General features: G+C 50.5%; 17 protein-coding genes. 14 read left to right on the forward strand and 3 right to left on the reverse strand.

From position 1 onward, the window contains the following. Window positions 1-29: 29 nt before the first annotated feature. Entirely contained in the window at window positions 30-1,304 is a 1,275-nt protein-coding gene (locus BM318_RS07565) for a sigma-54 interaction domain-containing protein (protein WP_092981900.1), read from the reverse strand. Next, the gene (gene miaB / locus BM318_RS07570) at window positions 1,301-2,794 is read right to left on the reverse strand and encodes a tRNA (N6-isopentenyl adenosine(37)-C2)-methylthiotransferase MiaB (RefSeq protein ID WP_092981901.1); all 1,494 of its coding nucleotides are present in this window, start codon (window positions 2,792-2,794) and stop codon (window positions 1,301-1,303) included. The genes BM318_RS07565 and miaB overlap by 4 nt, the downstream gene beginning before the upstream one ends. A 116-nt stretch (window positions 2,795-2,910) precedes the next feature. Between miaB and BM318_RS07575 the strand changes: the two genes are divergently transcribed. Next, complete coding sequence (locus BM318_RS07575) at window positions 2,911-4,257, forward strand: LVIVD repeat-containing protein (protein ID WP_245759766.1); 1,347 nt, start codon at window positions 2,911-2,913, stop codon at window positions 4,255-4,257. On the opposite strand, the gene BM318_RS07580 is transcribed toward BM318_RS07575, so the two are convergent. Further along, a complete protein-coding gene (locus tag BM318_RS07580; RefSeq protein ID WP_092981902.1) occupies window positions 4,244-7,390 on the reverse strand; it encodes a WD40/YVTN/BNR-like repeat-containing protein in 3,147 nt (1,048 codons plus the stop codon). The two genes, BM318_RS07575 and BM318_RS07580, sit on opposite strands and share 14 nt — an antisense overlap. Window positions 7,391-7,559: 169 nt before the next feature. On the opposite strand from BM318_RS07580, the gene topA reads away from it, so the two are divergent. The 13 genes from topA to BM318_RS07645 all read left to right on the forward strand — a co-directional run bounded on the left by topA (window position 7,560) and on the right by BM318_RS07645 (window position 26,287). Then, entirely contained in the window at window positions 7,560-10,025 is a 2,466-nt protein-coding gene (gene topA / locus BM318_RS07585; protein ID WP_092981903.1) for a type I DNA topoisomerase, read from the forward strand. Between the two features lie 6 nt (window positions 10,026-10,031). After that, a complete protein-coding gene (locus BM318_RS07590; protein ID WP_092981904.1) occupies window positions 10,032-11,189 on the forward strand; it encodes a formimidoylglutamase in 1,158 nt (385 codons plus the stop codon). A 111-nt stretch (window positions 11,190-11,300) separates the two neighbouring features. Further along, window positions 11,301-12,650: a T9SS ring complex lipoprotein PorK/GldK gene (gene porK / locus BM318_RS07595; RefSeq protein WP_092981905.1), complete on the forward strand. Its 1,350-nt coding sequence runs from the start codon at window positions 11,301-11,303 to the stop codon at window positions 12,648-12,650. Between the two features lie 79 nt (window positions 12,651-12,729). Beyond that, entirely contained in the window at window positions 12,730-13,380 is a 651-nt protein-coding gene (gene porL, locus BM318_RS07600; RefSeq protein ID WP_092981906.1) for a type IX secretion system motor protein PorL/GldL, read from the forward strand. A gap of 59 nt (window positions 13,381-13,439) precedes the next feature. Further along, window positions 13,440-15,008: a type IX secretion system motor protein PorM/GldM gene (gene porM, locus BM318_RS07605; protein ID WP_092981907.1), complete on the forward strand. Its 1,569-nt coding sequence runs from the start codon at window positions 13,440-13,442 to the stop codon at window positions 15,006-15,008. A gap of 76 nt (window positions 15,009-15,084) precedes the next feature. Then, window positions 15,085-15,987, forward strand: coding sequence for a type IX secretion system ring subunit PorN/GldN (porN, locus tag BM318_RS07610; RefSeq protein ID WP_092981908.1), 903 nt, complete (start codon window positions 15,085-15,087; stop codon window positions 15,985-15,987). Window positions 15,988-16,055: 68 nt separating this feature from the next. Next, window positions 16,056-17,114: an NAD(P)/FAD-dependent oxidoreductase gene (locus tag BM318_RS07615; RefSeq protein ID WP_092981909.1), complete on the forward strand. Its 1,059-nt coding sequence runs from the start codon at window positions 16,056-16,058 to the stop codon at window positions 17,112-17,114. 15 nt (window positions 17,115-17,129) lie between these two features. Continuing rightward, complete coding sequence (locus tag BM318_RS07620; protein ID WP_092981910.1) at window positions 17,130-19,106, forward strand: ABC-F family ATP-binding cassette domain-containing protein; 1,977 nt, start codon at window positions 17,130-17,132, stop codon at window positions 19,104-19,106. A gap of 111 nt (window positions 19,107-19,217) precedes the next feature. Then, entirely contained in the window at window positions 19,218-20,108 is an 891-nt protein-coding gene (locus tag BM318_RS07625) for a leucine-rich repeat domain-containing protein (protein ID WP_092981911.1), read from the forward strand. Between the two features lie 165 nt (window positions 20,109-20,273). Next, the gene (locus BM318_RS07630; RefSeq protein ID WP_092981912.1) at window positions 20,274-21,422 is read left to right on the forward strand and encodes an efflux RND transporter periplasmic adaptor subunit; all 1,149 of its coding nucleotides are present in this window, start codon (window positions 20,274-20,276) and stop codon (window positions 21,420-21,422) included. 6 nt (window positions 21,423-21,428) lie between these two features. Then, window positions 21,429-24,713, forward strand: coding sequence for an efflux RND transporter permease subunit (locus tag BM318_RS07635; protein WP_092981913.1), 3,285 nt, complete (start codon window positions 21,429-21,431; stop codon window positions 24,711-24,713). Then, window positions 24,710-26,092 (forward strand): TolC family protein, encoded by a 1,383-nt coding sequence (locus tag BM318_RS07640; RefSeq protein ID WP_092981914.1) that lies wholly within the window; start codon window positions 24,710-24,712, stop codon window positions 26,090-26,092. The genes BM318_RS07635 and BM318_RS07640 overlap by 4 nt, the downstream gene beginning before the upstream one ends. A 12-nt stretch (window positions 26,093-26,104) precedes the next feature. Beyond that, window positions 26,105-26,287 (forward strand): CPXCG motif-containing cysteine-rich protein, encoded by a 183-nt coding sequence (locus tag BM318_RS07645; protein ID WP_092981915.1) that lies wholly within the window; start codon window positions 26,105-26,107, stop codon window positions 26,285-26,287. The last annotated feature ends 9 nt before the right edge of the window (window positions 26,288-26,296 follow it).

Here is a 26,296-nt window from a genome sequence, read left to right on the forward strand (position 1 = left end):
GAGAATTCCGCGCTTCATGGGGTAATTCATTACAGATCGTACTGTTTAATTTTACGGTAGAGCGTGCGCTCGGAAATTCCCAGTTCTGAGGCGGCCGCCTTGCGTTTTCCTTTGTTGCGCTGCAGGGCCTTTTGAATTAGCTCTACTTCCTTCTCCTGTAAAGATAGGGTTTCCTCTTCTTCGATTTCCTCGGCAAAGTGATACTTGTCTTCCTGGACAGGAGGCTCGGGATTAACGGCAACGGGTCGGGCTACGGGAACGGGATCCAGGGCAGCCGGAAGTACGGCATAGGACGTATCGGCTTCTTCGGGATCTTCTGCTCCGTATATTTTGCGGATCAGGCCGCGGTTTTCTTCCTGAACCTTTTCCGAATCGTCGTTCTTGATGAGCTCCAGGGTTAGCTTTTTCAGGTCATTCAGATCGGACTTCATGTCAAAGAGCACCTTGTAGAGGATTTCCCGCTCGTTGCTGAAATCACTTTTTCGCTCGTCCTGGCCAACAACAGCCGGCAGGTTATTCCCGGTATCCGGGAGGTAGGAGCGAAGGGTTGCTGCCCCAACTGAGCGGTCCTGCTCCAGGACGGAAATCTGTTCGGCAATGTTTCTGAGCTGACGGATGTTCCCGGGCCAGCGATAGTTTTGCAACAAGGCTACGGCGTCGTCTTCCAGGCGAACCGTCGGCATCTTATACTTCTGACCAAAATCGGAAGCGAATTTGCGGAAAAGCAGGTGGATGTCTTCCTGTCGTTCCCTGAGGGCAGGGATATGGATTTCCACTGTGCTGAGACGGTAGTACAGGTCTTCGCGGAATTTGCCATCCCGGATCGCTTCCATCATCTTGATATTGGTCGCTGCCACGATGCGCACATTGGTCTTCTGAACCTTGGAGGATCCTACTTTGAGGAATTCCCCGTTTTCCAGAACGCGTAATAGTCGCACCTGAGTGGTCAGAGGGAGTTCGCCTACTTCATCCAGGAAAATTGTTCCACCGTCGGCCACTTCAAAATATCCGCTTCGGGTTTGGGTAGCCCCGGTAAATGCCCCCTTCTCGTGTCCGAAGAGTTCACTGTCTATAGTTCCCTCTGGAATTGCTCCACAGTTAACGGCGATATACTTGGCGTGCTTGCGATGCGACAGGGCATGGATAATTTTTGGGATAGCTTCTTTACCCACCCCACTCTCTCCGGTAACCAGTACTGAAATATCAGTAGGGGCCACCTGGATCGCTTTTTCCAGTGCTCGGTTGAGCTTGACATCGTTGCCAATCAGCTCAAAACGCTGCTTGATATTTTGTACGGTACTCATGCCTTGTTCTCTGATTTAATCCCCGCCGTGCTGCTTCCTGCCAACTCCTGATTTTCGGAATAGCCAACCGCATTTCCGAGCAAGGTGGCCGAGGTGCATTCCTCAATGCGAACATCCACGAATTCACCCGCCTGGTAATGCTCCTTGGGAAATACGACAACGGTATTCTGGGTGGTGCGTCCCATCCAGTGCGCGTCGGAGCGGCGCGAAGGCCCTTCGATCAAAACTTCCCGGACCTTGCCCACATGCGCCTGGTTTCGTTTCAGGCTGTGTTCTTGTTGCAGGGCAATGATCTCGCGCAGGCGTCGTTTTTTGGTTTCCTCCGGAACGTCGTCTTCGAGTTTGCGGGCGGCCAGGGTGCCCGGACGCTCGGAATAGGCAAACATAAATCCGAAATCATAGTGGACATATTCCATCAGGCTCAGGGTATCCTGATGGTCTTCCTCGGTTTCCGTAGGGAATCCGGCGATCATATCCTGACTGATGCCACACTCCGGAAGTATGCGTCGGATGTTGTCGATCAGCTCCATATATTCCGCCCGGGTGTGCAGGCGGTTCATGGCCTTGAGGATACGGTCGCTTCCACTTTGTACGGGAAGGTGGATGTACTTGCAAATATTGCGGTGCCGGGCCATAGCCTCGATCACATCCAGGGTCATATCCTGTGGGTTGGAGGTCGAAAACCGAATGCGCATTCCAGGAACTGCGATAGCAACCCGGTCGAGCAAACCGGCAAAGTTTACAGCAGAAGCCTGTTGTATCGCCGAGGCTTTCTCAAAATCTTTTTTCAATCCCCCACCGTACCAGAGATAGCTATCGACATTCTGCCCGAGGAGCGTGATTTCCCGGAAGCCTTTTTCCCAGAGATCAATCGCTTCAGCAACGATAGATTCGGGATCCCGGCTCCGTTCCCGTCCACGGGTAAAGGGTACCACGCAGAAGGTGCACATATTGTCACAACCCCGTGTAATGGATACAAAGGCAGTTACTCCATTGGAGGCGAGGCGCACGGGCGCCACATCGGCATAGGTTTCCTCCTTGGAGAGGATAACATTAACCGCCTGCCGGCCTTCATCCACTTCCTGAACCAGGTTGGGTAAATCCTTGTAGGCATCGGGACCTACCACCAGATCCACTATTTTTTCTTCCTCCAGGAATTGGTGTTTGAGTCGCTCTGCCATACATCCCAGTACACCAACTTTGAGTGCTGGATTTTCGGCTTTGATGGCGTTGAATTTTTCGAGGCGCTTGCGTACGGTGAGTTCTGCCTTTTCCCGAATCGAACAGGTATTGACCAGGATGAGGTCTGCCTCTTCCATACTATCCGTAGTGTTGAAGCCAGCGCCTCCCAGGATGGAAGCCACGATCTCGCTATCCGAGAAATTCATCTGGCAGCCGTAGCTTTCAAGATATAGTTTTCGGGTGTTTTTTTCCTGCGCCTGCGTTTCCAGGGCAGTCCCCTGACGTTTTTCGTCAATAATTTTTTCCATAGACCACAGGTTGACCCCCTGAATTTGTGAGGGACAAAGGAGGGCAAAGATAAGGCCTTCTCGCCTAATATGACAATTTGTCAGCTATAAATTAATTCATAAAATTCAACAATAAAATGCGCAACGAAAAGCTAAAACGGAAATCTAATAAGCAACAACCCTTTTACCTCTTAATCATGCCTGCATTCGCCAGGGCCTTTGGGCCCAATTTCCAGTCCTTTTACCTCCGTTTCTTTTTTTTAATCACCCTTACAATTGGCGGAGTTGCCTTTTTAAATTCTTGCGACGATGATACCGACGATCTGGTAGAAGTTATTGTCGCCCGTCCACTCACTATGAGCCTGTCTGAATTCAGGGCGGAGGTGGCGTTAACCGCCCCGCAGCCTATAAAGGAATCGGGCAAAATTTATGTTTATTTAGATTATATTTTTGTTGGGGAAGTCGGTAAAGGAGTTCATATAATTGATAATCGCGACCCCTCAGCTCCTGTGAGGATTGGTTTTTTGAATATTCCCGGCAATGCAGATATTTCGATTAGGGGCGATTTTCTGTTTGCCGACAGCCTCTTTGACCTCGTGGTCCTCGATATCTCCGACCTATCATCCATTTGGCAAGTTACACGTCTGGAAGGGGTACTCCAGTATCCGCCTATTTGGCCTGTCGGAGCAGACATCATTGAAGGGGAATTTGACTATGAGAATGAGGTGGTAGTGGGATGGACGCGGTCTGTGGAAAGGCGGAGGCCTGAGGACTTACCTCAAGTTGGCGTTGCTGAAGATTTTGCTTTGGCCAATACAGATGGTGGTTCAAACACTGGGGAAGGCGGCTCTCTGGCTCGCTTCAAAATCGTCGGGGACTTCCTTTACGCAGTAGACAGCCATAGTATCAATGTTTTCGATATTACCAACCTGAAAGCTCCAATAGAATTGCCAGATGTCTATGCAGGTTTCGATATCGAGACGATTTATAATCGTGGTGAGCATTTGTTTTTGGGAGGACGTCGCGGCATGTACATATTCGATATCAACGACCCGGCCGCCCCAAATTTTATCTCAGAATTCCAACACGGAACGGCCTGCGATCCGGTTGTTGTCGATGGGGATTTTGCCTATGTTACACTACGAGGAGGAAATGGATGCGGGGCAACTGAGTCCGGACTCTTTATAGTTGATATCAGCAATATTACCAACCCGGTTCTGGCCACCAGTTATCCGATGGTTGGACCTTATGGCTTAGGCCTGAGTGCTGACCTGCTTTTTGTTTGCGATGGGGAAGCCGGGTTAAAGGTATACGATCGCTCCGACGTACTTGACCTGAAAATGCTCGACCGTTTCCCAGAGCTTTTTGCGTATGATGTAATACCCCTGCAAGACCGGTTGGTCCTGGTAGGGGATGGAGAAGTCCGGCAGTACAATTACACCGAAGGCTCGATTGAACTTTTGAGCCGACTTAGTCTTCGCTAGCCGAAACCATAGGAATCCCAAGGGACTTCACCTTGTCATTGATATCCCTGAGATATTGGCTTTCCAGGGTATTCAGGGCGTTCAACGCCTTCGCCAATTCGGCCTTTACCACTTCGAAGAACTCCCGGGACTGATCCGTTGGACGGTAATCTCCGCGCTGGGAATCGGCCAGGAGGAAGGCCAGGCGATTGTTGATCCGGATACCATAATTCAGGGGATCCTGACGACTCTGGTTTTTGGTCATGTGGATGTTGTTTTCCACCACCGATAGTTTCTCGCCGAATTCGCTTATCATCCCTTTCAGTTCGTCGTGCCCGGCGGCCTTCCCCTTGAGATAATCCAGATCCTTGGCTATGGTACGGATTCGAGTAATGGCGTTATTTGCCTTGCTAACCTGGTCCCGTACCGCAATGAGGAAATCGAATTGCTGCTGGTAGTCGTCCTGGCTATTGGGCAGGCGTGGGTCCGGAATGATCTCCAGGGATTGCTCCTGAACTTTACCGTTATAAGTTAGGCGCACTTTATAGGTGCCTGGAACCGCTTTAGGTCCTCGGTTCGGACTCGAATAGAGGATCATGCCCTCAAAGCTATCGAAACCGGGATACCGCATATCCCATACGAGCCGGTTACCCCCGCTGCTTACCTTGAGGCTGCGCGGTGCTTGTGGATTATGTCTGGAAGGCTTGGCGGTATTGGAATAACTCCGAATCACAGTTCCATCGCCCTCCAGGATATCGAGGCTTACTTTATCTCCGTCTTTAAGGTCGGCTATGTAGTAGTTAATAATGGCGCCGCTGGGATGGTTCTGGCCTTCCCTTTTGGTGTCGGCCCGGCCCCATCCGCCTTGTTGCATGCGATAAGCCTTATCCGGGGCAAACAAATAAGAATCGCTGCTAGCTACTTCCGCGGACAATTGGTGCAGCGGAGTCAGGTCGTCGATCATCCAGAAACTGCGGCCATGCGTAGCGGCAATCAGGTCGTTATCGCGGACATGCAGGTCGCGAATCGCCGTGACGGGAAGGTTCATCTGGAAGGAATTCCAGCTTTGGCCATCGTCAAAACTGATATACATACCCCATTCTGTACCGGCATACAAGAGCCCCTCGCGAACCTTGTCGGAGCGGATTGCCCGGGTGTAATAATTGTTCGGGATTCCCTTGGTAATCGTAGTCCATGTTTTCCCGTAATCCGTGGTTTTGTAGAGGTAAGGCGTATAGTCCCCGAACTTGTAGGAAGTGGCCGCAACATAGGCGGTTCCCTTTTTGAAAGGACTTGGGTCTATACAATTGATCATATTCAGTTTGGGCGACATTCCCGCAGGTGGAGTTACGTTTTCCCAGTTGGCGCCATTGTCTCGTGTCACATGGATCAGGCCGTCATCGCTTCCCACCCAAATAACTCCGGGTTCCTGGGGAGCTTCCGCAATGGCGAAAATGTTGGCGTAGAATTCTGCTCCGGTGTTGTCTTGCGTAATAGGTCCTCCGGAAGATTTAATGGTTTCCGGCAGGTTTCGGGTCAGGTCTCCGGAAAGGAGCTGCCAGCTTTGCCCGCCGTTATCCGAGGCGTGCAGGTAGTTAGAACCGGCATAAAGTCGGTTGGGGTTATGAATGCTGAACGCCACCGGGAAATTCCAGTTGAAGCGATATTTCATTACCTCAGCTCCCGATCCGGCCGGGTTGTCCGGCCATACATTTACCGAACGCATTTGCCCGACCTCATGGTCGTAGCGCATCATATACCCTTTATAGGTGCCACCATAGACAACCTCACTATTGTTGGGATCCGGTGCCAGGTGTGCACTCTCTCCACCAGCCGTGGGTTCCCAATCCCTTTCGGTAATCGCGTTTCCGCTGGTACGATGCAGGATGCGCACTGTGGAATTATCCTGCTGGGCTCCATAGATCCGATACGGGAAATGGTTGTCTGTTGTGACGCGATAAAATTGCGCGGTAGGTTGGTTATAATAGGTACTCCAATTCTCCCCGCCGTCGTTCGAGACCTGAGCCCCGCCGTCGTCGGCAATGGCCATTCTCTGGTTATTATCCGGGTCGATCCAGAGGTCGTGGTGATCGCCGTGGGGCGCATTTTTCAGGGTAAAGGTTTTTCCCCCGTCCGTGCTCACTCCGTAACTCACATTCATGACATATACCTTGTCCTCGTTCTGTGTATCGGCATAGATGCGGCTGTAGTACCAGGCGCGCTGGCGCAAGGCCCGATTCTGATTTATTTTTCTCCAGGTTGCCCCTCCGTCGTCCGAACGGAAAACACCTCCATCTTCGGCTTCTATAATGGCCCAGATACGTTTGGAATTTACCGGGGAAATCGCAATTCCCGTTATCCCCCACGGAAATCCGGGGAGTCCCGGACGCTCGCTGATGTCGATCCAGTTATCGCCTCCATCGGTACTCATAAACATACGGCTGTCTTCCCCTCCACTATCCATGCGGTATCCGTTGCGCTTCATTTCCCATGTTGCCGCAAAAAGGACTCGGGGATTGTTGGGGTCCATGATCAGGTCTCCTGCTCCAGCCTTGTCGCTCACGTACAGGATGCGTTCCCAATTTTGCCCACCGTCCTTACTGCGATAGACCCCGCGCATCTCGTTGGGCTTCCAAAGGTTTCCAATAGCTGCTACGTAGACCAGGTCCGGGTTTTCCGGGTGGATCCGGATACGCGCGATGTGCTCGGAATCTTTCAGCCCGATAGATTTCCAGCTTTTGCCCGCATCGTCGCTGCGCCACATGCCGTGTCCTGAACTTACATTCCCCCTGAGGGTTTGTTCGCCTTCCCCGACATAGAGGATGTTCGGATCTGAATCCGCCACGGCCACAGCTCCGATGGATCCTCCGTAATAGCCATCGGAAATGCAACTCCAGGTTCCTCCGGCATCTTCTGTTTTCCAGACACCTCCTCCGGCAGTACCCATGTAATACAGGTTAGGGTTGCCGATTACACCGCTTACGGTACCGGCCCTTCCTCCCCGGAATGGTCCAACCAGTCGCCACTCCATTCCAGAGTATAGATCAGCATCGTATTTCAGAGTTGTTGCACGGTTTTTGCGACTTTGAGCCTCACTTTCGCCAAGTGGAAACAACAGGCAAGCAGCCAGAAGGAATAGGGATAGGGTACGCATTGGATTGGTATTTGAGTTAGCTCTTAAAAATACAACTATATTATCGAATTATCAGGCAGAAAGAATCCTCGGACCCCTGCTTTCGTTTAGGTAGCGGAGAATCTTCCGGGCCAGATGGAAAGCTTGAAATAAAAAAATTCGGCTACTTTTGTGAACCTAAATCCGCTGCATGGCAAAGAATTTGGTTATCGTAGAGTCGCCTGCCAAGGCCAAAACCATTGAGAAATTTCTCGGGAAAGAGTACACCGTAACCTCTAGTTTCGGTCATATTGCCGATTTGCCCTCCAAGGAACTCGGGGTAGATGTAGACAAGGGATTTGCCCCTAAATATGTAGTGGATAAGGAAAAGAAAGCCCTGGTGAGCAAACTTCAGGGACTGGCCAACAAGGCAGAAACCATCTGGCTGGCCAGTGATGAGGACCGGGAAGGGGAAGCCATCTCCTGGCACCTGGCAGAAACCCTGAAACTCGATCAGCAGAAGGTGAAGCGGATTGTCTTTAATTCCATTACCAAGTCGGCCATTCAAAAGGCAATCGAGAATCCCAGGAGTATCAATTATGACTTAGTCAATGCCCAGCAAGCGCGGCGTATTTTGGACCGCCTGGTGGGGTATGAACTCTCTCCGGTACTCTGGAAAAAAATCAAGCCTGGGCTATCGGCGGGTCGCGTACAATCCGTTGCGGTTCGGCTGATTGTGGAACGGGAACGTGAGATCGAAGAATTTGCTCCTGAAAGCAGTTTCAAGGTCAGTGCAGCATTTACCACCGGGCAGGGCTCGGGATTCGCAGCCAAGTTGCTGGATACTTTTCAAAGTGAGGCCGAGGCAGTGGCCTTTCTTGAAGCTGTGAAGGGGGCCGATTTTCAGGTGGAAAGCCTGGATAAGAAACCCGCTAAGAAATCCCCGGCTGCGCCGTTTACTACTTCAACCTTGCAACAGGAAGCATCTAGGAAATTATATTTCTCGGTTTCGCGAACCATGCAGGTTGCCCAAAGACTGTATGAAGCCGGTCTGATAACCTATATGCGAACCGATAGTACGAATCTGAGCGGGGAGGCCATTGCTGCTGCCAAGAGTGCCATTATTCAACAGTACGGGGAAGAATACCATCAGGTAAGGCAGTACAAGTCAAAATCCAAAGGCGCCCAGGAGGCTCACGAAGCCATTCGTCCTACCAATATGGAGCTGCAGCAGCCCAATCTGGACCGGGATCAATCGCGTCTGTACGAATTAATCCGTACCCGTACGCTGGCCTCGCAGATGAGCGACGCCAAACTGGAGCGGACCAACGTCAAGATCAGCAATAACAAACAGGGTTCCCGCTTCAGCGCCAATGGGGAAGTCATCGTGTTCGACGGGTTCCTGAAAGTTTATCTCGAAGGGAAGGACGAAGAGGATATTGAAGAGCAGGATGGAATGCTCCCGGCCATGCAGGTTGGGGAGGCGCTGACTGCCGAATCGATCACGGCTACCCAGCGATTTACCCGGGCACCGTATCGCTATACGGAAGCTTCTCTGGTAAAAAAATTGGAGGAATTGGGTATCGGCCGACCTTCCACCTACGCCCCGACAATTTCTACGATCCAGAATCGGGGATACGTTGAGAAAGGAAGTGTAGATGGAAGCGATCGCGAATACCTGCAACTGACCCTTGAAGGAGATGGAATTGCTAAAAAGACCCTGACCGAAAAAGTAGGTTCCGACAAGGGGAAATTAGTGCCTACAGATATCGGGAAAATTGTGAATGATTTCCTGGTAAGCCATTTCGCGACCATCCTCGATTATAACTTTACGGCCAAAGTCGAGAAGGATTTTGACGAAATAGCCACTGGAGAGGAAGATTGGCAGCAGGTGCTGCAGGAATTCTACAAGGATTTCCACCCGAACGTTATCGATGTTGAGGAGAATGCGGAACGCGCCAGCGGAGAACGCGTATTGGGAACTGATCCCAAATCAGGACGGCAGGTCGCTGCACGCCTGGGACGTTTTGGACCGATGGTTCAGATTGGAACGGCGGAAGAAGAGGAGAAACCTCAGTTTGCCAGTTTACTTCCCGAACAATCGATAGATACAATCACCTTCGAGGAGGCGATGGACCTCTTTAAGCTTCCGCGCAAATTAGGCACCTATGAAGGCATGGAGGTCGAAGCCAATGTCGGTCGCTATGGACCCTATGTGCGCTACGGGAAAAAATTCGTTTCCCTGGACGAAGGGGAAAGCGTTTTTGACGTTGACTTTAAGCGGGCGGCAGAGCTGATCCAGGCTAAGGAGAAAGCCGATGCGCCGATCGCTACTTACGAAGAGAAGCCGGTTACTAAAGGTAAGGGGCGTTTTGGTCCCTACATCAAATGGGACGGTATCTTTATTAATGTACCCAAGAAGTACGACTTTGATGCCCTGAGCAAGGAGGATATTGCCGAATTGATCGAGGACAAGAAAAAGAAGGAGGCGGAGAAACGCGTACGGGAATGGCCCGAAGAAGGGATTGTACTGGAAAAAGGCCGGTGGGGTAAGCTCCAATTGGTCAAAGGTCGCTCCCGGGTTCCCCTGGCAAAGACCGTAGATCCCGAGACCCTGACCCTGGAACAGGCCAAAGAACTATTAGCATCAAAAACGAAAAGCAAGAAATCCAAATAGGCGATCATGGCCTTTGATTTTTTACTCCCGGTTTCCCAAAGCGTTCTGGCCCATACAGAGCTACTCCCTGCACAGGCCCTGGGACGCAACATCTATAAACATACCGAACAGGACGGACTACCCGTACTGGCCGGTGCCCGATTTGCGCTGTTAGGGGTCTATGAATCCCGGAATGCCTTTATCCGGAAAACCAGCCGCCTGGATATGGATGGCCTGCGATTGCAACTCTACAAACTCATGCAGGGCAACTGGAACGATACCATAATTGATCTGGGCGATGTCGACGAGGGGGAAACCGTAAAGGATACCTACTTCGTAGTCCGTGAGATTTTGGCCGGCCTGCTCGAGGAAAATATTATACCTATAATAATAGGGGCTACCCAGGATATTACCTATCCCATGTATCGGGCTTTCGATGGGATAACGGATCTGGTAAATCTGGTTTCCGTAGACAGTCGTTTTGATTTTGGGGCGGAAGAGGAGTTGATCTCTTCGAATTCCTACATGAGTAAAATCATTACCGACAAGCCCAACAACCTTTTTAATTTTTCCAACCTGGGCTATCAGAGCTACTTCAATGCCCAGGAGGAAATAGACCTGATGGACCGCTTGTTTTTCGATGCCTATCGGCTTGGGGAACTCACAGCGGATATTGGCCTGGTGGAACCCGTTATGCGCAACGCGCACTTGGTGAGCCTGGATGCCCGTGCGATCCGCGCTGCGGAAATGGGCCAGTCCGATGAATTTTCACCCAATGGTTTTACCGGTCGGGAGATTTGCGCCATTACCCGTTATGCCGGCATGGGCGAACAGATTGCTGCCTTCGGGATTTTTGAAGTGGAAAACAATCCCCAGTCCCTGCAATTGATTGCCCAGATGATCTGGTATTTTCTGGAAGGCCACAACTTCAGTACGCGGGAATTCCCCTCGGACAACGATCCGAACTTTACTAAGTATATTGTACCCTGCGACAGTGAGCAACTTCACTTTTACAAAAGCGCGCTTACAGAACGCTGGTGGGTAGAAGTGCCAAACCTCCTTAGTGCACATACTAAATCCGATACCCCTGCGTTATTACCATGCACCGAGCAAGACTATCTGGACGCCTGCGACCAGAATATTCCGGAGCGCTGGTTTAAAGCCTACAAGAAGGGCTTTAATTAATCAAGGGATTTATTCGTCTAGAATACCCCATCCAGTACAATAAATCATTCCAAATCGAGTTTTTAGGAATAATTGAGTACGTCACAGTCTTAAACTGAAATTAACCTAAGTATGAAAAAGCTATTGTTGACATCTATAGCGTTTGTTTTTTTGCTGAGCAGCTGCGGATCAAAATCCAAGGGGGAACTCGTTGGTGTGCAAGGCAAAAAATGGTACCCTGAAAAACCCTACGGAATGGAATTGATCCCGAGGGGTTCTTTTATTATGGGTAAAAGTGAAGAGGATATGGGGAATGTTCTCAACGCACCAACCAAAACCGTAACCGTTCGTTCCTTCTATATGGACGACACAGAAATTACCAATAGCGAATACCGGCAGTATGTCGAGTGGGTACGCGACTCTATCGTTCGTACCAAGCTTGCCATCCTCGCGGATGAGCTGGGACTCGGACCTGAAGATGACGGGATCGGAGCTTTTGCTTTCCGGGATGCCGATACCGCTAACCTTTCTGTATACGATAAATATATGCTGGATAATTACGCCGGCATCGGGGATTATGAAAGTCGTGCCCTGAATACGGACGAGGATCTGATCTGGGAAACTTCTGATTATCCGGATGAGTACTACGCCGAGATCATGGATTCCATGTATATCCCTGAAGAAGAATCTTATAATGGTCAGCGTACTATTGACGTGACCAAGCTCGAGTACAAATACAACTGGATGGATATCGAGGCTGCTGCCCGATCTCAGGAAGGACGTCGCAAAGACTTTATCCGTACCGAGGTTGTACAGGTTTATCCCGATACCACCGTTTGGATCAAGGATTTTGCCTATTCCTACAACGAGCCCATGCACAACGATTATTTCTGGCACGATGCCTACAGCGACTATCCTGTAGTTGGGGTAAGCTGGAGCCAGGCCAAGGCCTTCTGTAACTGGAGGACCAAATTTAAGAACGACGACCAACGCGCTCGTGGAAAGCAGTTTGTGAACCAATTCCGTCTGCCTACCGAAGCCGAATGGGAATACGCTGCCCGCGGTGGGATCGAAGGGGGAACCTATCCCTGGGGAGGCCCGTACGTAATCAGCGACACCGGCTGTTTTATGGCTAACTTTAAGCCGCAACGCGGAGACTATGCTGCTGATGCTGCCCTCTATACTGTAGAGGCCAAGTCTTACGAGCCGAACGATTTTAACCTGTATAACATGGCCGGGAATGTTTCGGAGTGGACCAACTCCAGCTACTTCCCCGGATCTTATGAGTACGCCTCTACCATGAACCCGAATGCCGATACGCAGAACAATACGCGTAAGGTTATTCGAGGTGGATCCTGGAAGGATGTGGCTTACTTCCTGCAGGTGAGTACAAGAGATTATGAGTACCGGGATTCCGCGCGAAGCTATATCGGCTTCCGTACGGTTCAGGATTACATGGGAGAGGAAGATTCCACCCAATAATAAAACCATCACGAGGACCTAAACCGTTTAAACTTTAACCCAACACTTATTCTTAACTTTTTTTATTAAACTTCAAATTATGGCACAGTCAAAATCAACTAAAAAGCTCTTTAACATGGCCTACGGCCTGGGTGCTTCGGTGGTAATCATCGGGGCCCTGTTCAAGATCCTGCACTGGGAATTCGGACCACTTACCGGTGGATTGCTTCTCGCAGTAGGTCTTATTACCGAAGCCTTGATCTTCGCGATCAGTGCATTCGAGCCCGTAGACGATGAATACGATTGGTCTTTGGTTTACCCGGAACTTTCCGGAGGACAATCCAAAGGAGGTAAAAATGCAGCTCAGGAAGCTAAAGAAGCCGAAGGTCTGCTTTCCAAGAAACTGGATGAAATGCTCAAGGAAGCTAATATCGACGCTAACCTTATGAGCTCTCTGGGAGAAAGCATCCGCAACTTCGAAGGTGCTGCTAAAGGAATTGCTCCTACTGCCGATGCGATCCAATCTACTAAGAAATACTCAGAAGAACTGACTCATGCAGCTTCTCAGATGGAGTCTCTGAACAGCCTGTACAAAGTTCAGCTCGAGAGCGCCAGCCGTCAGGCCAGCATCAACGAGGAAGTAGTACAGAATGCCGGAGCCTTGAAAGATCAAATGGAATCTTTGGCCAGCAACCTGTCTTCTCTGAACGGAGTATACGGTGGAATGCTGTCTGCCATGGCTAAAAGCTAATTAAGTTGTTGAAGGCTTAATCCCAAATCAAAGTAACAAGTAACAACTAATTAGATAAAATGGCATCAGGAAAAGCAACGCCACGTCAGAAGATGATCAACCTTATGTACTTGATCTTCATTGCGATGTTGGCATTAAATATGAGTAAAGAGGTTCTGGCCGCATTCGGATTAATGAATGCAAAGCTGGAGGCTTCTAACGTAAAAGCAAGCGAGAATAACCAAGCGTTCCTCGCTAGCCTCGAAACTAAATCCCAGGAGGATGCTGCCAAGTATGCTGAGCTCTACAAAGACGCGAAGCAAATTAAGCAGCTCTCTCAGGAATACTTCGATTGGCTCGAAGCCTTGAAGGCTGAGATGGTCGAAGGTATCGAAGACCCTACCGATTACCAGGTAATGGACAAATCTGATTATCTCGATCAGAAGTTCTTCCAGGGAGACAACCTCGGACCAACAGGTAAGGAGTTCATGGAAAGGATCAACAACTACAGAACTGAGGTAGTAGCGATCCTGGGTGATGGATTCCCAGATGTAAAGGATGCGGTTGAGACGCGTTTCCAAACCGGAGACGAGAACGGGAAAGTAGAAAAGCGTGATGGAACCAAGCAAGATTGGATCAATTACCACTACGAAGGTTTCCCACTGATTGCTTCTTTGACCAAGCTCACCTCCCTGCAATCCGATATCAAGGCTACTGAAGAAGCAGCTTTGAAATCCATGCTGCAAGGAGAGCTGACCAGCCAGGTTAGCCTGGAGAACTTTTCTACATTGTTAGAGTCCGAAAAGTCGGCCTTCTACGCTGGTGAAAAGTTCCAGGGAGATATCGTACTGGGTAAAACCGACAAGTCGGCTAAGCCGGTTCGCGCTGAGCTTACCCTGGACGGTCGCAAATTGTCTGAAGGTTCAGATTACCGCCTGAAAGAAGGTGGTGTAGAGATGCTGATCGGAGCCGGGAACCCTGGAGATCATACGATCGCTGGTACCCTGATCTATATGCAGGATGGGGAAGAGACTGAAGTTCCTGTGAAGAACTCTTTCTCTACAATCTCTAAGCCTAATGCGGCAGTGATCTCTGCTGATAAGATGAATGTGGTTTATCGCGGGGTTGCTAACCCAATGACGATTTCCATCCCAGGTATTCCTGACAATAAGGTTAATGCTTCTGCCGCCGGACTTTCCCGACGCAGTGGTAGCAACTATGTCATGAACCCGGGTACCGGACGTACGGTTACGATTACGGCTAGTGGTACACTGCCTGATGGTCAGAGCATCAGTACCCGTAGCGAATTCCGTATCAAGGATATTCCACGCCCAACCGGTTCCGTTCGCGGAGAAACTGGTTCGGTTAAAATCCCAAGAGGAAACCTCGAAGTGGCTACTATCGGCGTATTGCTGGAAGATTTCGACTTTGACCTGAACCTCGGTGTAAGCGGATTTAAATTTAAGGTTGCCGGACAGCCTACAGTTAGCGTAAATGGCAATAAGCTGGATGCGCGAGCTAAGTCTGCCCTGAAACGCGCCCGTCGCGGAGATGCTATTCAGATCTTCGACATCCAGGCGTACATCACCAACAACCGAAGCTATAAATTGAAGAAGGTATCTCCCGTATTTGTGGAGCTTACCAACTAGAAAGTGAAGATTACCGGGCGGTTTACGCTTAAAGTACGCTGCCCGGTTTTTATAGAATTCGAAATATCGCATGACAATGAATTGGAAGCATAGTTTAATCATCGGAGCGCTAGCCGTGTTACCTGTCTCAGGATGGGCACAGGCCAACATCCTGAATGCCAAAACGCCAGACCAGATCGGTCAACGGACTGAAGAGCAGAAGGGCCTTGACAATGACGCTCCCCTGGATTACGGATACGTAGATGACCGGGATATCCTCTGGTCTAAGACCGTTTGGGAAACCATCGATCTGGACGAGCGGGTAAACTTCCCCCTCTACTATCCAACGGATACCATCGATATCGGAGCAGACAGACGTTCGCTCTACGATGTATTCATTAAAAACATTAAGAATGGGAAACTCACGGATGTTTATGTGGATTCCTATTTCACCGAGAAGCGGAAATTCGAGGACCTCAGGGCTACCCTGAGTAAGATCGATACCACGGACCTCGGTTACGAGCAATTGAATGCCGGTGAGCAGATCTCTGCTGAGTTTATCAACAAGCGAGACCTGACAGCCGCCGACATCGAAGAGTATCGCATTAAGGGAATCTGGTATTTTGACAAGCGTCAAGGCGAACTCAAGTACCGCATGCTGGGAATTGCCCCGGTTGCTCCCGACGTAAACTTTATCGATGACGAAAGCATGGCCCCTGAGGATGCATTAGTTGAACTGTTCTGGGTATGGATTCCTTCTGCCCGTCAGATCCTGCACGATGCCAAGGTTTTCAACCAACGCAACTCAGCACAGCCGATTTCTTTTGATATGCTGTTGAACGCCCGTCGTTTTAATGCAGTGATCTATAAAGAAGACAACGTACACGGAGACCGTAAAATCCGCGATTATATCGCAGATAACGCACTCTTCCAGTTACTGGAAGCTCAGCGAATCAAGGAGCAAATCCGCGATCGCGAACAAGATATGTGGGCGTACTAAATAAACTGCCCTCCAATTCAAGCGAATAGACAAACCCGGCCCAGCGCCGGGTTTGTTATTTTTGTGCCATGCTCGATTACCTCATTGTCGGTTGTGGCCTTTCCGGAATGGCCCTGGCAGAAAAGCTCCGCCAGCGTGGCCGCAGCTTCAAAGTCGTGGATCAGGGTGGCAGTGGGGCGTCGCAGGTGGCGGCCGGACTTTATAACCCCGTTGTACTCAAAAGGCTGAACCCGATTTGGGAGGCGCACCGTCAGATGGCTACCTCCCCCGGATTTTACCAGGAATTGGAAAAACGATTGGGTATCCACGCCGTACACCGGGTGCCGATCTTACGCCTGCTCCACAATCCTGCCGAACAGAATGCCTGGTTTGAAGGGGCCGCTTCCACTAAATTACAGGCTTTCCTTGATCCTCAACTCGAGACCGTCCAGAACGGATCCATAAAGGCTCCCATGGGTTTCGGCAAGGTGCTGGGAACGGGATGGGTAGATACCTCCCTGCTGCTCAATGCCTTTGCGGAATGGTTGCTGGGCCAGGGTCACTTGTTGCGGGAACGCTTTGAGCATGATGCCCTGCAACCTGAGGACAATTCGGGAGGGGCTTCCTGGTCCTATCGCGAGCTAAAGGTCAGGAACATTATTTTTTGCGAGGGTTTTGGGCTCAAGGCCAATCCATATTTCAATTACCTTCCGCTCCAGGGAACCAAGGGGGAATATCTGACCATTCACGCTCCGGAATTACAGGAGCAACACATTATCAAGAGTTCCGTCTTTCTCATCCCTCTGGGCAATCATCGCTATCGGGTAGGGGCCACCTACAGCTGGAACGATTTTGAGGCGACCCCCACCGCAGCAGCGCGAAAAGAACTGCAGGAGAAACTCGAACGCTTTCTAACCTGCGGGTATACTATTGAGGGGCAAACTGCGGGTATCCGTCCTACGGTTCCGGACCGGCGTCCGCTTGTGGGGAAACACCCTGAAAAACCAGGACTTTATGTGATGAATGGCATGGGTTCCCGCGGGGTTCTTATAGCTCCTTTCGCCGCCGATGAACTCCTGCAGCATATTGAGAATGGAGCAACACTTCCACCTGAGATGGATATCCTACGTTTTCCCGGATATTTTTAGGATTTTTGCACCGCTATGCTCAATGTCCACAATCTTAGTGTCGGCTTTGCCGGTGAATACCTTTTCGAGTCGATTTCCTTTATGCTGGGCCCCGGGGACCGGGTTGGCCTTATCGGAAAAAACGGGGCCGGTAAGTCTACCTTGTTGAAGCTGTTGGCCGGCGAGCTCTCGCCTTCCTCCGGGACGATTGCCACGGACAAGGGCTTGACCCTGGGCTATCTGAAGCAGGATCTTGATTTTGAACAGGGGCGTACAGTTTTGCAGGAGGCTTACCAGGCCTTTGAAGAAATCCGGGAGCTGGAACAGAAGCTCGAGGAGATCAATACGGCCCTGGCCGAGCGCGACGATTATGAAAGCGAGGCCTATCACGATCTCATGGTTGCCCTCAGCGATTTAACGGCACGCTATGAGCTGATTGGAGGATATACCTATCAGGGGGAAACCGAAAAGATCCTCTTGGGGCTTGGTTTTCGCCGGGAGGATTTTGATAAACCCACCCATACTTTTTCAGGTGGATGGCGCATGCGCATAGAACTGGCTAAACTCCTCTTGCAGCAAAACGACCTGCTACTGCTCGATGAGCCTACCAACCACCTCGACATTGAATCGATAATCTGGCTCGAGGAATTCCTTAAGCAGTTTCCGGGGGCAGTGATGCTGGTTAGCCACGACAAGATGTTCCTGGATCAAATGACCAATCGTACGATCGAAATTTCCCTGGGCAGGATCTACGATTATAAAAAGCCCTATTCCGGTTTTATGGAATTGCGGGAGGAAATACGCGAGCAGCAGATGAGCGCTTTCAAGAACCAGGAGCGCGAAATCCAACAGGCGGAGCGCCTGATCGAGCGATTTCGGGCCAAATCCTCCAAAGCTTCCATGGCGCAATCCCTGATCAAGAAGCTCGACAAGATGGAGCGAATTGAAGTAGACCAGGAGGATGCCACCCGGATGAAACTGCGCTTTCCGATATCTGTTCAACCGGGGAAGGTGGTCGCGGAGATCAATAACCTGAGCAAGGCTTACGGCGAAAAGCGGGTACTGGATAATATAGACCTGCTCTTGGAACGGGGGAGTAAAATTGCCTTTGTGGGCCAGAATGGTCAGGGGAAGACTACCCTGGCTCGCATCCTTGTCGGGGAATTGGAGTATCAGGGGAAATGTAATTTGGGCCACAATGTACAGCTCGGGTACTTTGCCCAGAACCAGGCCGAATTCCTGGATGGGGAGAAAACAGTAGAAGACACCATGCTCGATGCGGCCAATGCCCAGACGCGTCCACGGGTACGGGACATTCTCGGAACTTTCCTTTTTCGGGGGGAAGAGGTTGAAAAGCAGGTAAAGGTCCTCTCCGGGGGCGAACGCAACCGCCTGGCGCTCGCGCGCATGCTCTTGCAACCCTTTAACGTCCTGGTCATGGATGAGCCCACTAACCACCTGGACATCCCCTCCAAGGAAGTCCTGAAGGAGGCCCTGAGGCATTTCGAAGGCACGCTGATTCTGGTCTCCCACGACCGGGATTTTCTCCAGGGGCTTACGGACACCGTTTATGAATTCCGGGACCGGAACATTAAGGCTTTCCTAGATGATATCGATGAATACCTGCAAACCCGGATGGCCGCTGATTTTCGGGAAATAGAAAGAGGTAAGCCGGCAGCTGCCGGTAAAGGCTCCGGAGCAGGTGAGACTAATTCGGTCGAATCCGGTGACGGGAACCCGGATAAAAAGGGCCAGAGCGGGGCTGAACAGCATAAGCTTCGCAAGAAAAAGAAGTCGCTGAGTAATCGCTTAAGCAGCACAGAAAAGAAGATTACAGCTTTGGAGCAAGAATTGTCAGAAATAGACCACAAATTGCTGATGAATTACGAGGAAACCATCGCCGAAGAAGGCTTTTTTGACAATTATCAACGTAGGAAAGACGAATTATCGGCGGCCATGGAGCAGTGGGAAGAGATATCTGAGGCCCTGGAGGCGCTCAGTTTCGACGATTAACCACAGGTTTTGTGCAATTCACAACAAATATTGGCGTTCTATACAAAATAAGCATGGCAGAAATTGGGGCAACTGCTATATTTGTAGGAAAATACGTTATAGTTGTAGGACATGCCATACAAAGCTCCCAAACTACTTAGCCTGATTACCTGCACCTTGCTCACTGCTTTTAGCCTTTTGGCCGAAGTACCTGCAGCAGAGCGTCAGGCCCTGCTGGATCTGCATGAGAGCACCAATGGTTTACATTGGGTTCACAAGTGGGATACTAAGAAGCCGGTGGCCTCCTGGCATGGTGTCACCGTAAAGAATGACCATGTTGTAGCGGTGGAACTCTTCCACAATAACCTCATGGGTCCCTTACCTAAAACGCTTTCCAATCTTAAAGAGCTACAAACGCTTAATCTGGCCTTTAATAATATCACCGGAGATTTACCTGAGGAGCTGTTCGAGTTGCGCAAATTACAGGTGCTGAAGCTGGAAATGAATCGCTTAAAAGGCGGTATTCCGGATACCCTGGGCGCTATGGCCGACCTTAGGGAATTCTCGGCCTTCAATAACTTTTTATCGGGCCGTATTCCTTCCAGTGTGGGGATGCTCAAAAAGCTGGAGGTACTCAACCTCTCAAGTAATCAGCTATTCGGGCGTATTCCTACCTCGTTGGGAGAAGTGAGTAGCCTGGAGGCACTGGGCCTATTCGACAATCAGCTATTCGGGGACATTCCCGAAAGCATAGGTAACCTGACCGCCCTTAAAGAACTGGTGCTGTCTAATAATGAACTAGGGGGGGCTATCCCGGAGAGTTTTGGTAACCTCGCCCAACTGGAAATCCTGCAACTGCAAAACAATCAATTCGATTCTTACGAGAATCTTGGGAAAATCAACAGTAAGGGCCTGCTGGTTTTTGACTATGATGTAGAGAAATCCGAAATCGATTACCGCAATTTGAATTTCAGCAGAACGCGTATGGCTGAAACCATTTTTGAAGACGATAATGACAATTAAGTTAGGTTAGTTAGTTTGGTTACAACGTAGCTGTTGGGGGTGCTTTCGGGCACCCTTTTTTTTGGCTTCCCCCTGACTACGGGGCCTTTTATGATAAGTTTAACGAAGCACCGTTAAACTTATGGATAATTTTACGGTCTTAAGCCTACCACCTAATACGGCTATATGCGAAAAATAATACTCTACATCCTCGGGGTGCTCGTTCTCGTGCTCTCCGGTTGGATTTCTTACCTTCTCGTAACTCAGGAAAAAGACAAACGCCCCGCCCCGAAATTGCAAGCCAAAACCGTTTTTGTTGACACGGTCAGAAATGGCTCTATTCCGGTGCGTCTCAGTGCCAACGGGAACCTAATGGCCAAGCAGCGCGTTGCCCTGTTCTCTGAAGTTCAGGGGATTTTCCTGGGCAGTGCGCATCCCTTTAAACCAGGCCAGGCCTATCGCAAAGGAGAGGTGCTTCTACGCATCGATGCTTCGGAGTATCAGGCCAGTGTGCAATCGGCCAAGAGTAACCTTTACAACCTTATCACCGCGGCCATGCCCGACCTGCGTCTGGACTACCCGGAAATCTATCCCAAGTGGCAGGCTTACCTCAACGGCTTTGACTTAAACAAAACAACACCCGTCCTGCCAGAAATGGCTTCTGAAAAGGAGCGTTACTTCATCAATGGCCGGAATATCGTAACCACGTATTACAACGTCAAAAACCTCGAGCAGCGCTTGGGCAAGTACGTTATCCGGGCACCATTTAATGGGGTCCTGACCCAGGCCGATGTCACTGAAGGCACCCTGGTACGTTCCGGACAATCCTTGGGGACGTTTATAAACACCTCCATTTACGAGCTGGAAGTAGCCGTTAATAAGAGTTATAGCGATTTCCTCAAAGTGGGCCGTGAAGTACAACTGGAATCCCTGGAAGCTTCCCAGTCCTTTACCGGGAAGGTTAGTCGCATCAACGCGGCTGTAAACCAGCAATCTCAGACCGTAACCGTATTCATCGATGTGGCCGATCCCAGCCTCAAGGAAGGCATGTATCTGGAGGCGCTCATCGCCGGAAGAGAAGAGGAAAATGCCATAGAAATCCCGCGACGCCTGCTTACGGAGCAAGGGGAAATCTTTATTCTACGGGACAGTGTCCTGGACCTGGCCGAAGTGGAGACCATTTTCTTTACCGATCAGACCGTGATCCTGCGCGGACTTGAGGACGGGACAACCTACCTTTCGCGCTCCGTACCGGGGGCTTATCCGGGTATGGTCGTGAAACCTTACAGCGACGAAAAGCCGGCTGAAGAAGTGAGTCAGAACCTCCAGAACTAGAACAGGATGCGCAAGATCATCAGTTATTTTATTCGCTACGACGTTGCGGTCAACGTCGTGATCATAGCCTTTGCAGTCTTCGGTATCATCGGAGTATTGCGGATGCGTTCGTCCTTCTTCCCCCTGATCGAATCCCAGACGATTACGATTAACATCAATTATCCCGGGGCAGCTCCCCAGGAAATTGAGGAAGGGGTAGTCCTGAAGATCGAGGACAACCTGAAAGGGCTGGTTGGTGTTGAACGATTTACATCGACCTCCCGTGAAAATGGGGGTTCTATTGTAGTCGAAATCGATAAGGACGAGGACATCGATGTCATGATCACCGAGGTCAAGAATGCGGTTGACCGGGTACCTAATTTTCCCGGGGGTATGGAACCCCTGGTGGTTGCCAAACAGGAAGCCATTCGGCCTACCATTAGCTTTTCGGTTAGTGGGGAAGGGGTGAATCTGAAAACCCTCAAGCAAATTGCCCGGGAAATTGAATATGACCTGCGGGCCATGGACGGGATTTCCCAAATCGAGATCAGCGGATACCCGGAGGAAGAAATTGAAATAGCCGTACGCGAAAGCGATCTTTTGGCTTATGAACTGACCTTTCAGGAAGTTGCCCAGGCCGTTGGTCAGGCGAATATCCTAACCACTGGCGGGGATATTAAAACCGAGGCTGAGGATTATCTGATCCGGGCCAGGGCCCGTTCGTACTATGGGGATGAGCTCAATAACCTGGTGGTACGTTCGGATATTTCAGGGAACATCATACGACTCGGCGATGTGGCCGATGTACGCGATCGCTTTTCTGAGAACCCCAACACCCTTTACTTCAACGGAAACCTGGCGGTAAACGTAGAGGTCAGTAACACCAACAGTGAAGACCTGATCCCTACGGCAGAGAAGATCAATGCCTATATCGAAGATTTTAATGCGACCCACAACAACATTCGCCTGGATGTGGAGTCGGACCGCTCCATTACGCTGAACCAACGGACCGAGTTGCTGCTGGAGAACGGGGCAGTGGGAATTTTGCTCGTACTCATATTTCTGTCCTTCTTCCTCAATACCCGCCTGGCCTTTTGGGTAGCCTTCGGATTACCGATCGCCTTTTTAGGGATGTTTATGTTTGCCGGCAGTTTTGACGTGACTATTAACGTGCTCTCGCTCTTCGGGATGATTATCGTAATCGGGATCCTGGTCGACGACGGAATTGTTATCTCGGAGAATATCTATCAGCATTATGAGGAAGGTAAGTCGCCCATACAGGCGGCCATAGATGGAACCATGGAGGTAATTCCACCGATTATTTCTGCGATCCTGACCACCGTACTGGCCTTCTCTACATTCTTATTTCTCGACAGTAGAATTGGGGAGTTCTTTGGCGAAGTATCTACCGTTGTGATCTTAACCCTCGTGGTATCCCTGGTGGAAGCCCTGATTATCCTCCCTGCCCATATTGCCCACTCCAAGGCTCTGGTTAAAGAAACGGAGGAGGATAAAGCGAAAAAGAAAGGGCCCATAGAGAAAGTCTTTGCCAAACTGCGCAGTTTTAATGTGCTGGGAGATCGTATTATGAATTATCTGAGGGAAAACCTCTATGCCCCCAGCCTTCGTTTTGTGCTGAATAACCGGTTTTTGTCCTTTGCCATTTTCCTGGGTCTCTTTATGGTGACTATCGCCTCTATTGGGGCAGGCTTAATCCGGATTACCATCTTCCCCAGTATTGCCAGTGATCAGGTGAACATTAACCTGCTCATGCCTGAGGGAACAAACCCGGAAAAGACCGCTGAGATCATCACTATGGTCGAAGCTGCAGCCTGGCGGGTAAATGAAGATTATACGGCGCGCCAGACAGAAAATAAACAGGTGGTGGAGAACATCATCAAGCGGGTAGGTCCGGGAACCAACAAGGCGTCCCTTCGGGTGAATCTCCTGCCCGGGGAAGAACGGGATTTCCCCAGCCCGGAAATTACCAATGCCATTCGCGAGGAAGTTGGCCCGGTTTACGGGGTAGAACGACTCACCTTTGGTTCCGGGGGGAACTTCGGGGGTAGCCCGGTATCCATTGCCTTACTCAGTAACGATAGTAAACAACTCGAAGCCGCTAAGGAAGAACTGCGCGCCTATCTGGAGAACAATCCTCGGCTGACGGACGTGACGGATACCGATCCTGAGGGGATTAAGGAAATCGATATCAAACTCCGGGAGAATGCGTATGCCCTGGGGCTTAACCTGCAATCGGTAATGTCGCAAGTCCGAGCCGGATTCTTCGGTACCCAGGCACAACGTTTCCAGCGCGGCCAGGACGAGATTCGCGTATGGGTACGCTACGACCGTTCCAACCGCTCATCGATCAACGACCTGGACGATATGCGGATCCTGACGCCTTCGGGTCAACGGGTTCCCTTCTCGGAGATTGCTACCTATTCCATTTCCCGCGGAGACGAATCCATCAGCCACCTCGATGGGCAACGTGAGATTCGGGTAGAGGCGGATATGGAAGACCCCAACGATAGCGCCACGGAAATCATACAGGATGTACAATTCAATTTTATTCCTGAGCTGCAATCGCGTTATCCCGGCCTTAAAGTGGCCTTTGAGGGTCAGAACCGGGAGGCCCAAAAGCTCTTTAATTCTCTGAACCGGGTTTGGCCGGTTATCCTCTTCCTGATATTTGCGGTGATTGCCTTTACCTTCAGGACCTACAGCCAGCCTATTATCCTGATTCTGATGATTCCATTCAGTATTATTGGAATTGCGTGGGGCCATTACCTGTTAGGATTCCCGATTAATATCCTATCCTTCCTTGGAATTATCGCCCTGATTGGGATTATGGTGAACGACGGCCTGGTACTAATCGGCAAGTTCAATTCGTATTTGAGGAAGGGAATGAAGTTTGAAGACGCGCTGTTTGCCGCGGGGAATTCCCGTTTCCGCGCAATCTTCCTAACTTCGCTGACCACCATCGCCGGATTAGCCCCGCTGCTATTGGAAAAGAGCCGTCAGGCCCAATTCCTGATACCCATGGCCATTTCTATCTCCTTTGGAATTGCCATAGCCACGGTTCTCACCCTTTATCTCCTTCCGCTATCGCTCTCTGTAGTGAATAATGCCAAGGCGCGAATCAAATGGTTAAAGACCGGAGAAACGGTCAACCGGGAGGAAGTGGAGCGCGTAATCAAAGAGATCAAAATGCAGGAGGATTTGGAAGGCGAACTCAGCGAGGCGAACAACGTGGCCCGGGATACAAAAAGGCGCCGTCAAAAAACTCAAGCATACCAACACCAGGACAAATGAAGCAATTTGTTTCACTGACACTTTTATTGATTAGCGTTGCATTTCCCGCCTTAGGACAGGAAACCAACGCAGTTCCCGGCGGACCTTCATCAGAAGAAGAACTCCGGGAAGCCGTGCAGATACCACTCTTAACCCGGGAAGATGCCGTAGGATTTACCCTGGAGAATAACCTGGGTATCCAGGTGAGCCGGAACCAGCGCGAGATCGACGAGAACAACGCAAGTTTGCTGAATTCGGGCTATCTCCCTACCGTGAGTGCCATCGGGGGCGGAAGTATCGATGTGCAGGATACCGAAGGGGTCCTTGCCAACGGGGAAACTCGTACGGCCGATGGCGCAGAAACCCGTCGGTACAATGCTTCTCTGAATGTTAATTATACCTTATTTGACGGGTTTGGTCGCTGGTACGATTACAAGCGGTTTAAGGAGCGATCTGCCCAATCGGAACTAGAGGTTCGGCAAACCATAGAAACGACAGTCCTACAACTGTTTTCGGTATATTATGAGGTCGCCCGCCTGGAGGAAAACGCCGCGAACCTGCAGGAGGCGCTTACCATATCCCGAAACCGACTGGAACGGGCCCGGTATCAGTTCGAATTTGGACAGAATACAGGGCTAGATGTACTCAATGCTGAGGTCGATGTGAATACGGACAGCGTAAACCTGCTCAACGCCCAGCAGTTTTTGCGCAACACCAAACGCGACCTGAACCTGATTATGAATCGGGAACTTACCACCGCTTTTGCGGCAGATACTACGGTCACTTTCCTGCCTCAATTGCAAATTGAGGACATCATGTCGGCGGCCCGGGAAAATAACATCCGGATGCTGCTGGCCGAAAAGGATATCCTTATTTCCGAGTACTCCATGAAGGCTACACGTAGCGGCTACCTGCCTACTATTGGGCTTACCGGAAGTTACGGGTGGAATGAATCCAATAACAACAGCCCGCTGGCCTTTGTACTCCAGAACACTTCCACCAATATCAACGGGGGGGTGAATGTTACCTGGAACCTCTTCGATGGCGGTAGTGCCATCAACAATGCGCGAAATGCGCGTATCACTTTTGAGAACCAGGAACTGATCCGCCAGCAGACCGAGTTGGAAGTGGAGCGCGATATCCAGAATGCTTACGGGGATTACCGCAACGCACTCTTTGTCCTCGACGTACAGGACAAGAACCTGCAAACTAACCAGGACAACTTTGAGCGTTCCCGGGAGCGGTACCAACTGGGACAGATTACCTCTATTGAATTTCGCCAGGCGCAGCTCAATTTGTTGCAGGCCGAACTGGCCCGCAGCCAGGCTAAATACAATGCGAAACTGGCCGAGCTACAGTTGTTACAGGTGAGCGGGGAATTGCTGAATCAGGAGTTTTAGTTCGAAACCTCCATGCTGGAACACTTCTTTCAATGTCCGTATTGCTGGGAAACGATCTCTATTCTCGTAGATACTTCCGTATCGCAACAGCAATTTGTTGAGGACTGTGAAGTCTGCTGCAACCCCATTGATTTTACGGTAAATTGTTCCGCCGACGCCCTCACCGCTTTTGAGGCCCAGCCCCTGGGACAGTAGTTCGTACGA

Origin of the sequence: Robiginitalea myxolifaciens (assembly GCF_900115205.1) — a bacterium.
Taxonomy (GTDB): domain Bacteria; phylum Bacteroidota; class Bacteroidia; order Flavobacteriales; family Flavobacteriaceae; genus Robiginitalea; species Robiginitalea myxolifaciens.

Bases quoted from the DNA above. Each gene is read 5' to 3' on its own strand.
- BM318_RS07635 (WP_092981913.1), top strand. From the start codon at position 21,429: ATGCGCAAGATCATCAGTTATTTTATTCGCTACGACGTTGCGGTCAAC.
- porK (WP_092981905.1), top strand. From the start codon at position 11,301: ATGAAAAAGCTATTGTTGACATCTATAGCGTTTGTTTTTTTGCTGAGC.
- BM318_RS07645 (WP_092981915.1), top strand. From the start codon at position 26,105: ATGCTGGAACACTTCTTTCAATGTCCGTATTGCTGGGAAACGATCTCT.
- BM318_RS07565 (WP_092981900.1), bottom strand. From the start codon at position 1,304: ATGAGTACCGTACAAAATATCAAGCAGCGTTTTGAGCTGATTGGCAAC.
- BM318_RS07640 (WP_092981914.1), top strand. From the start codon at position 24,710: ATGAAGCAATTTGTTTCACTGACACTTTTATTGATTAGCGTTGCATTT.
- miaB (WP_092981901.1), bottom strand. From the start codon at position 2,794: ATGGAAAAAATTATTGACGAAAAACGTCAGGGGACTGCCCTGGAAACG.
- BM318_RS07575 (WP_245759766.1), top strand. From the start codon at position 2,911: ATGCGCAACGAAAAGCTAAAACGGAAATCTAATAAGCAACAACCCTTT.
- BM318_RS07615 (WP_092981909.1), top strand. From the start codon at position 16,056: ATGCTCGATTACCTCATTGTCGGTTGTGGCCTTTCCGGAATGGCCCTG.
- BM318_RS07590 (WP_092981904.1), top strand. From the start codon at position 10,032: ATGGCCTTTGATTTTTTACTCCCGGTTTCCCAAAGCGTTCTGGCCCAT.
- porN (WP_092981908.1), top strand. From the start codon at position 15,085: ATGAATTGGAAGCATAGTTTAATCATCGGAGCGCTAGCCGTGTTACCT.
- BM318_RS07580 (WP_092981902.1), bottom strand. From the start codon at position 7,390: ATGCGTACCCTATCCCTATTCCTTCTGGCTGCTTGCCTGTTGTTTCCA.
- BM318_RS07620 (WP_092981910.1), top strand. From the start codon at position 17,130: ATGCTCAATGTCCACAATCTTAGTGTCGGCTTTGCCGGTGAATACCTT.
- BM318_RS07625 (WP_092981911.1), top strand. From the start codon at position 19,218: ATGCCATACAAAGCTCCCAAACTACTTAGCCTGATTACCTGCACCTTG.
- BM318_RS07630 (WP_092981912.1), top strand. From the start codon at position 20,274: ATGCGAAAAATAATACTCTACATCCTCGGGGTGCTCGTTCTCGTGCTC.
- topA (WP_092981903.1), top strand. From the start codon at position 7,560: ATGGCAAAGAATTTGGTTATCGTAGAGTCGCCTGCCAAGGCCAAAACC.
- porL (WP_092981906.1), top strand. From the start codon at position 12,730: ATGGCACAGTCAAAATCAACTAAAAAGCTCTTTAACATGGCCTACGGC.
- porM (WP_092981907.1), top strand. From the start codon at position 13,440: ATGGCATCAGGAAAAGCAACGCCACGTCAGAAGATGATCAACCTTATG.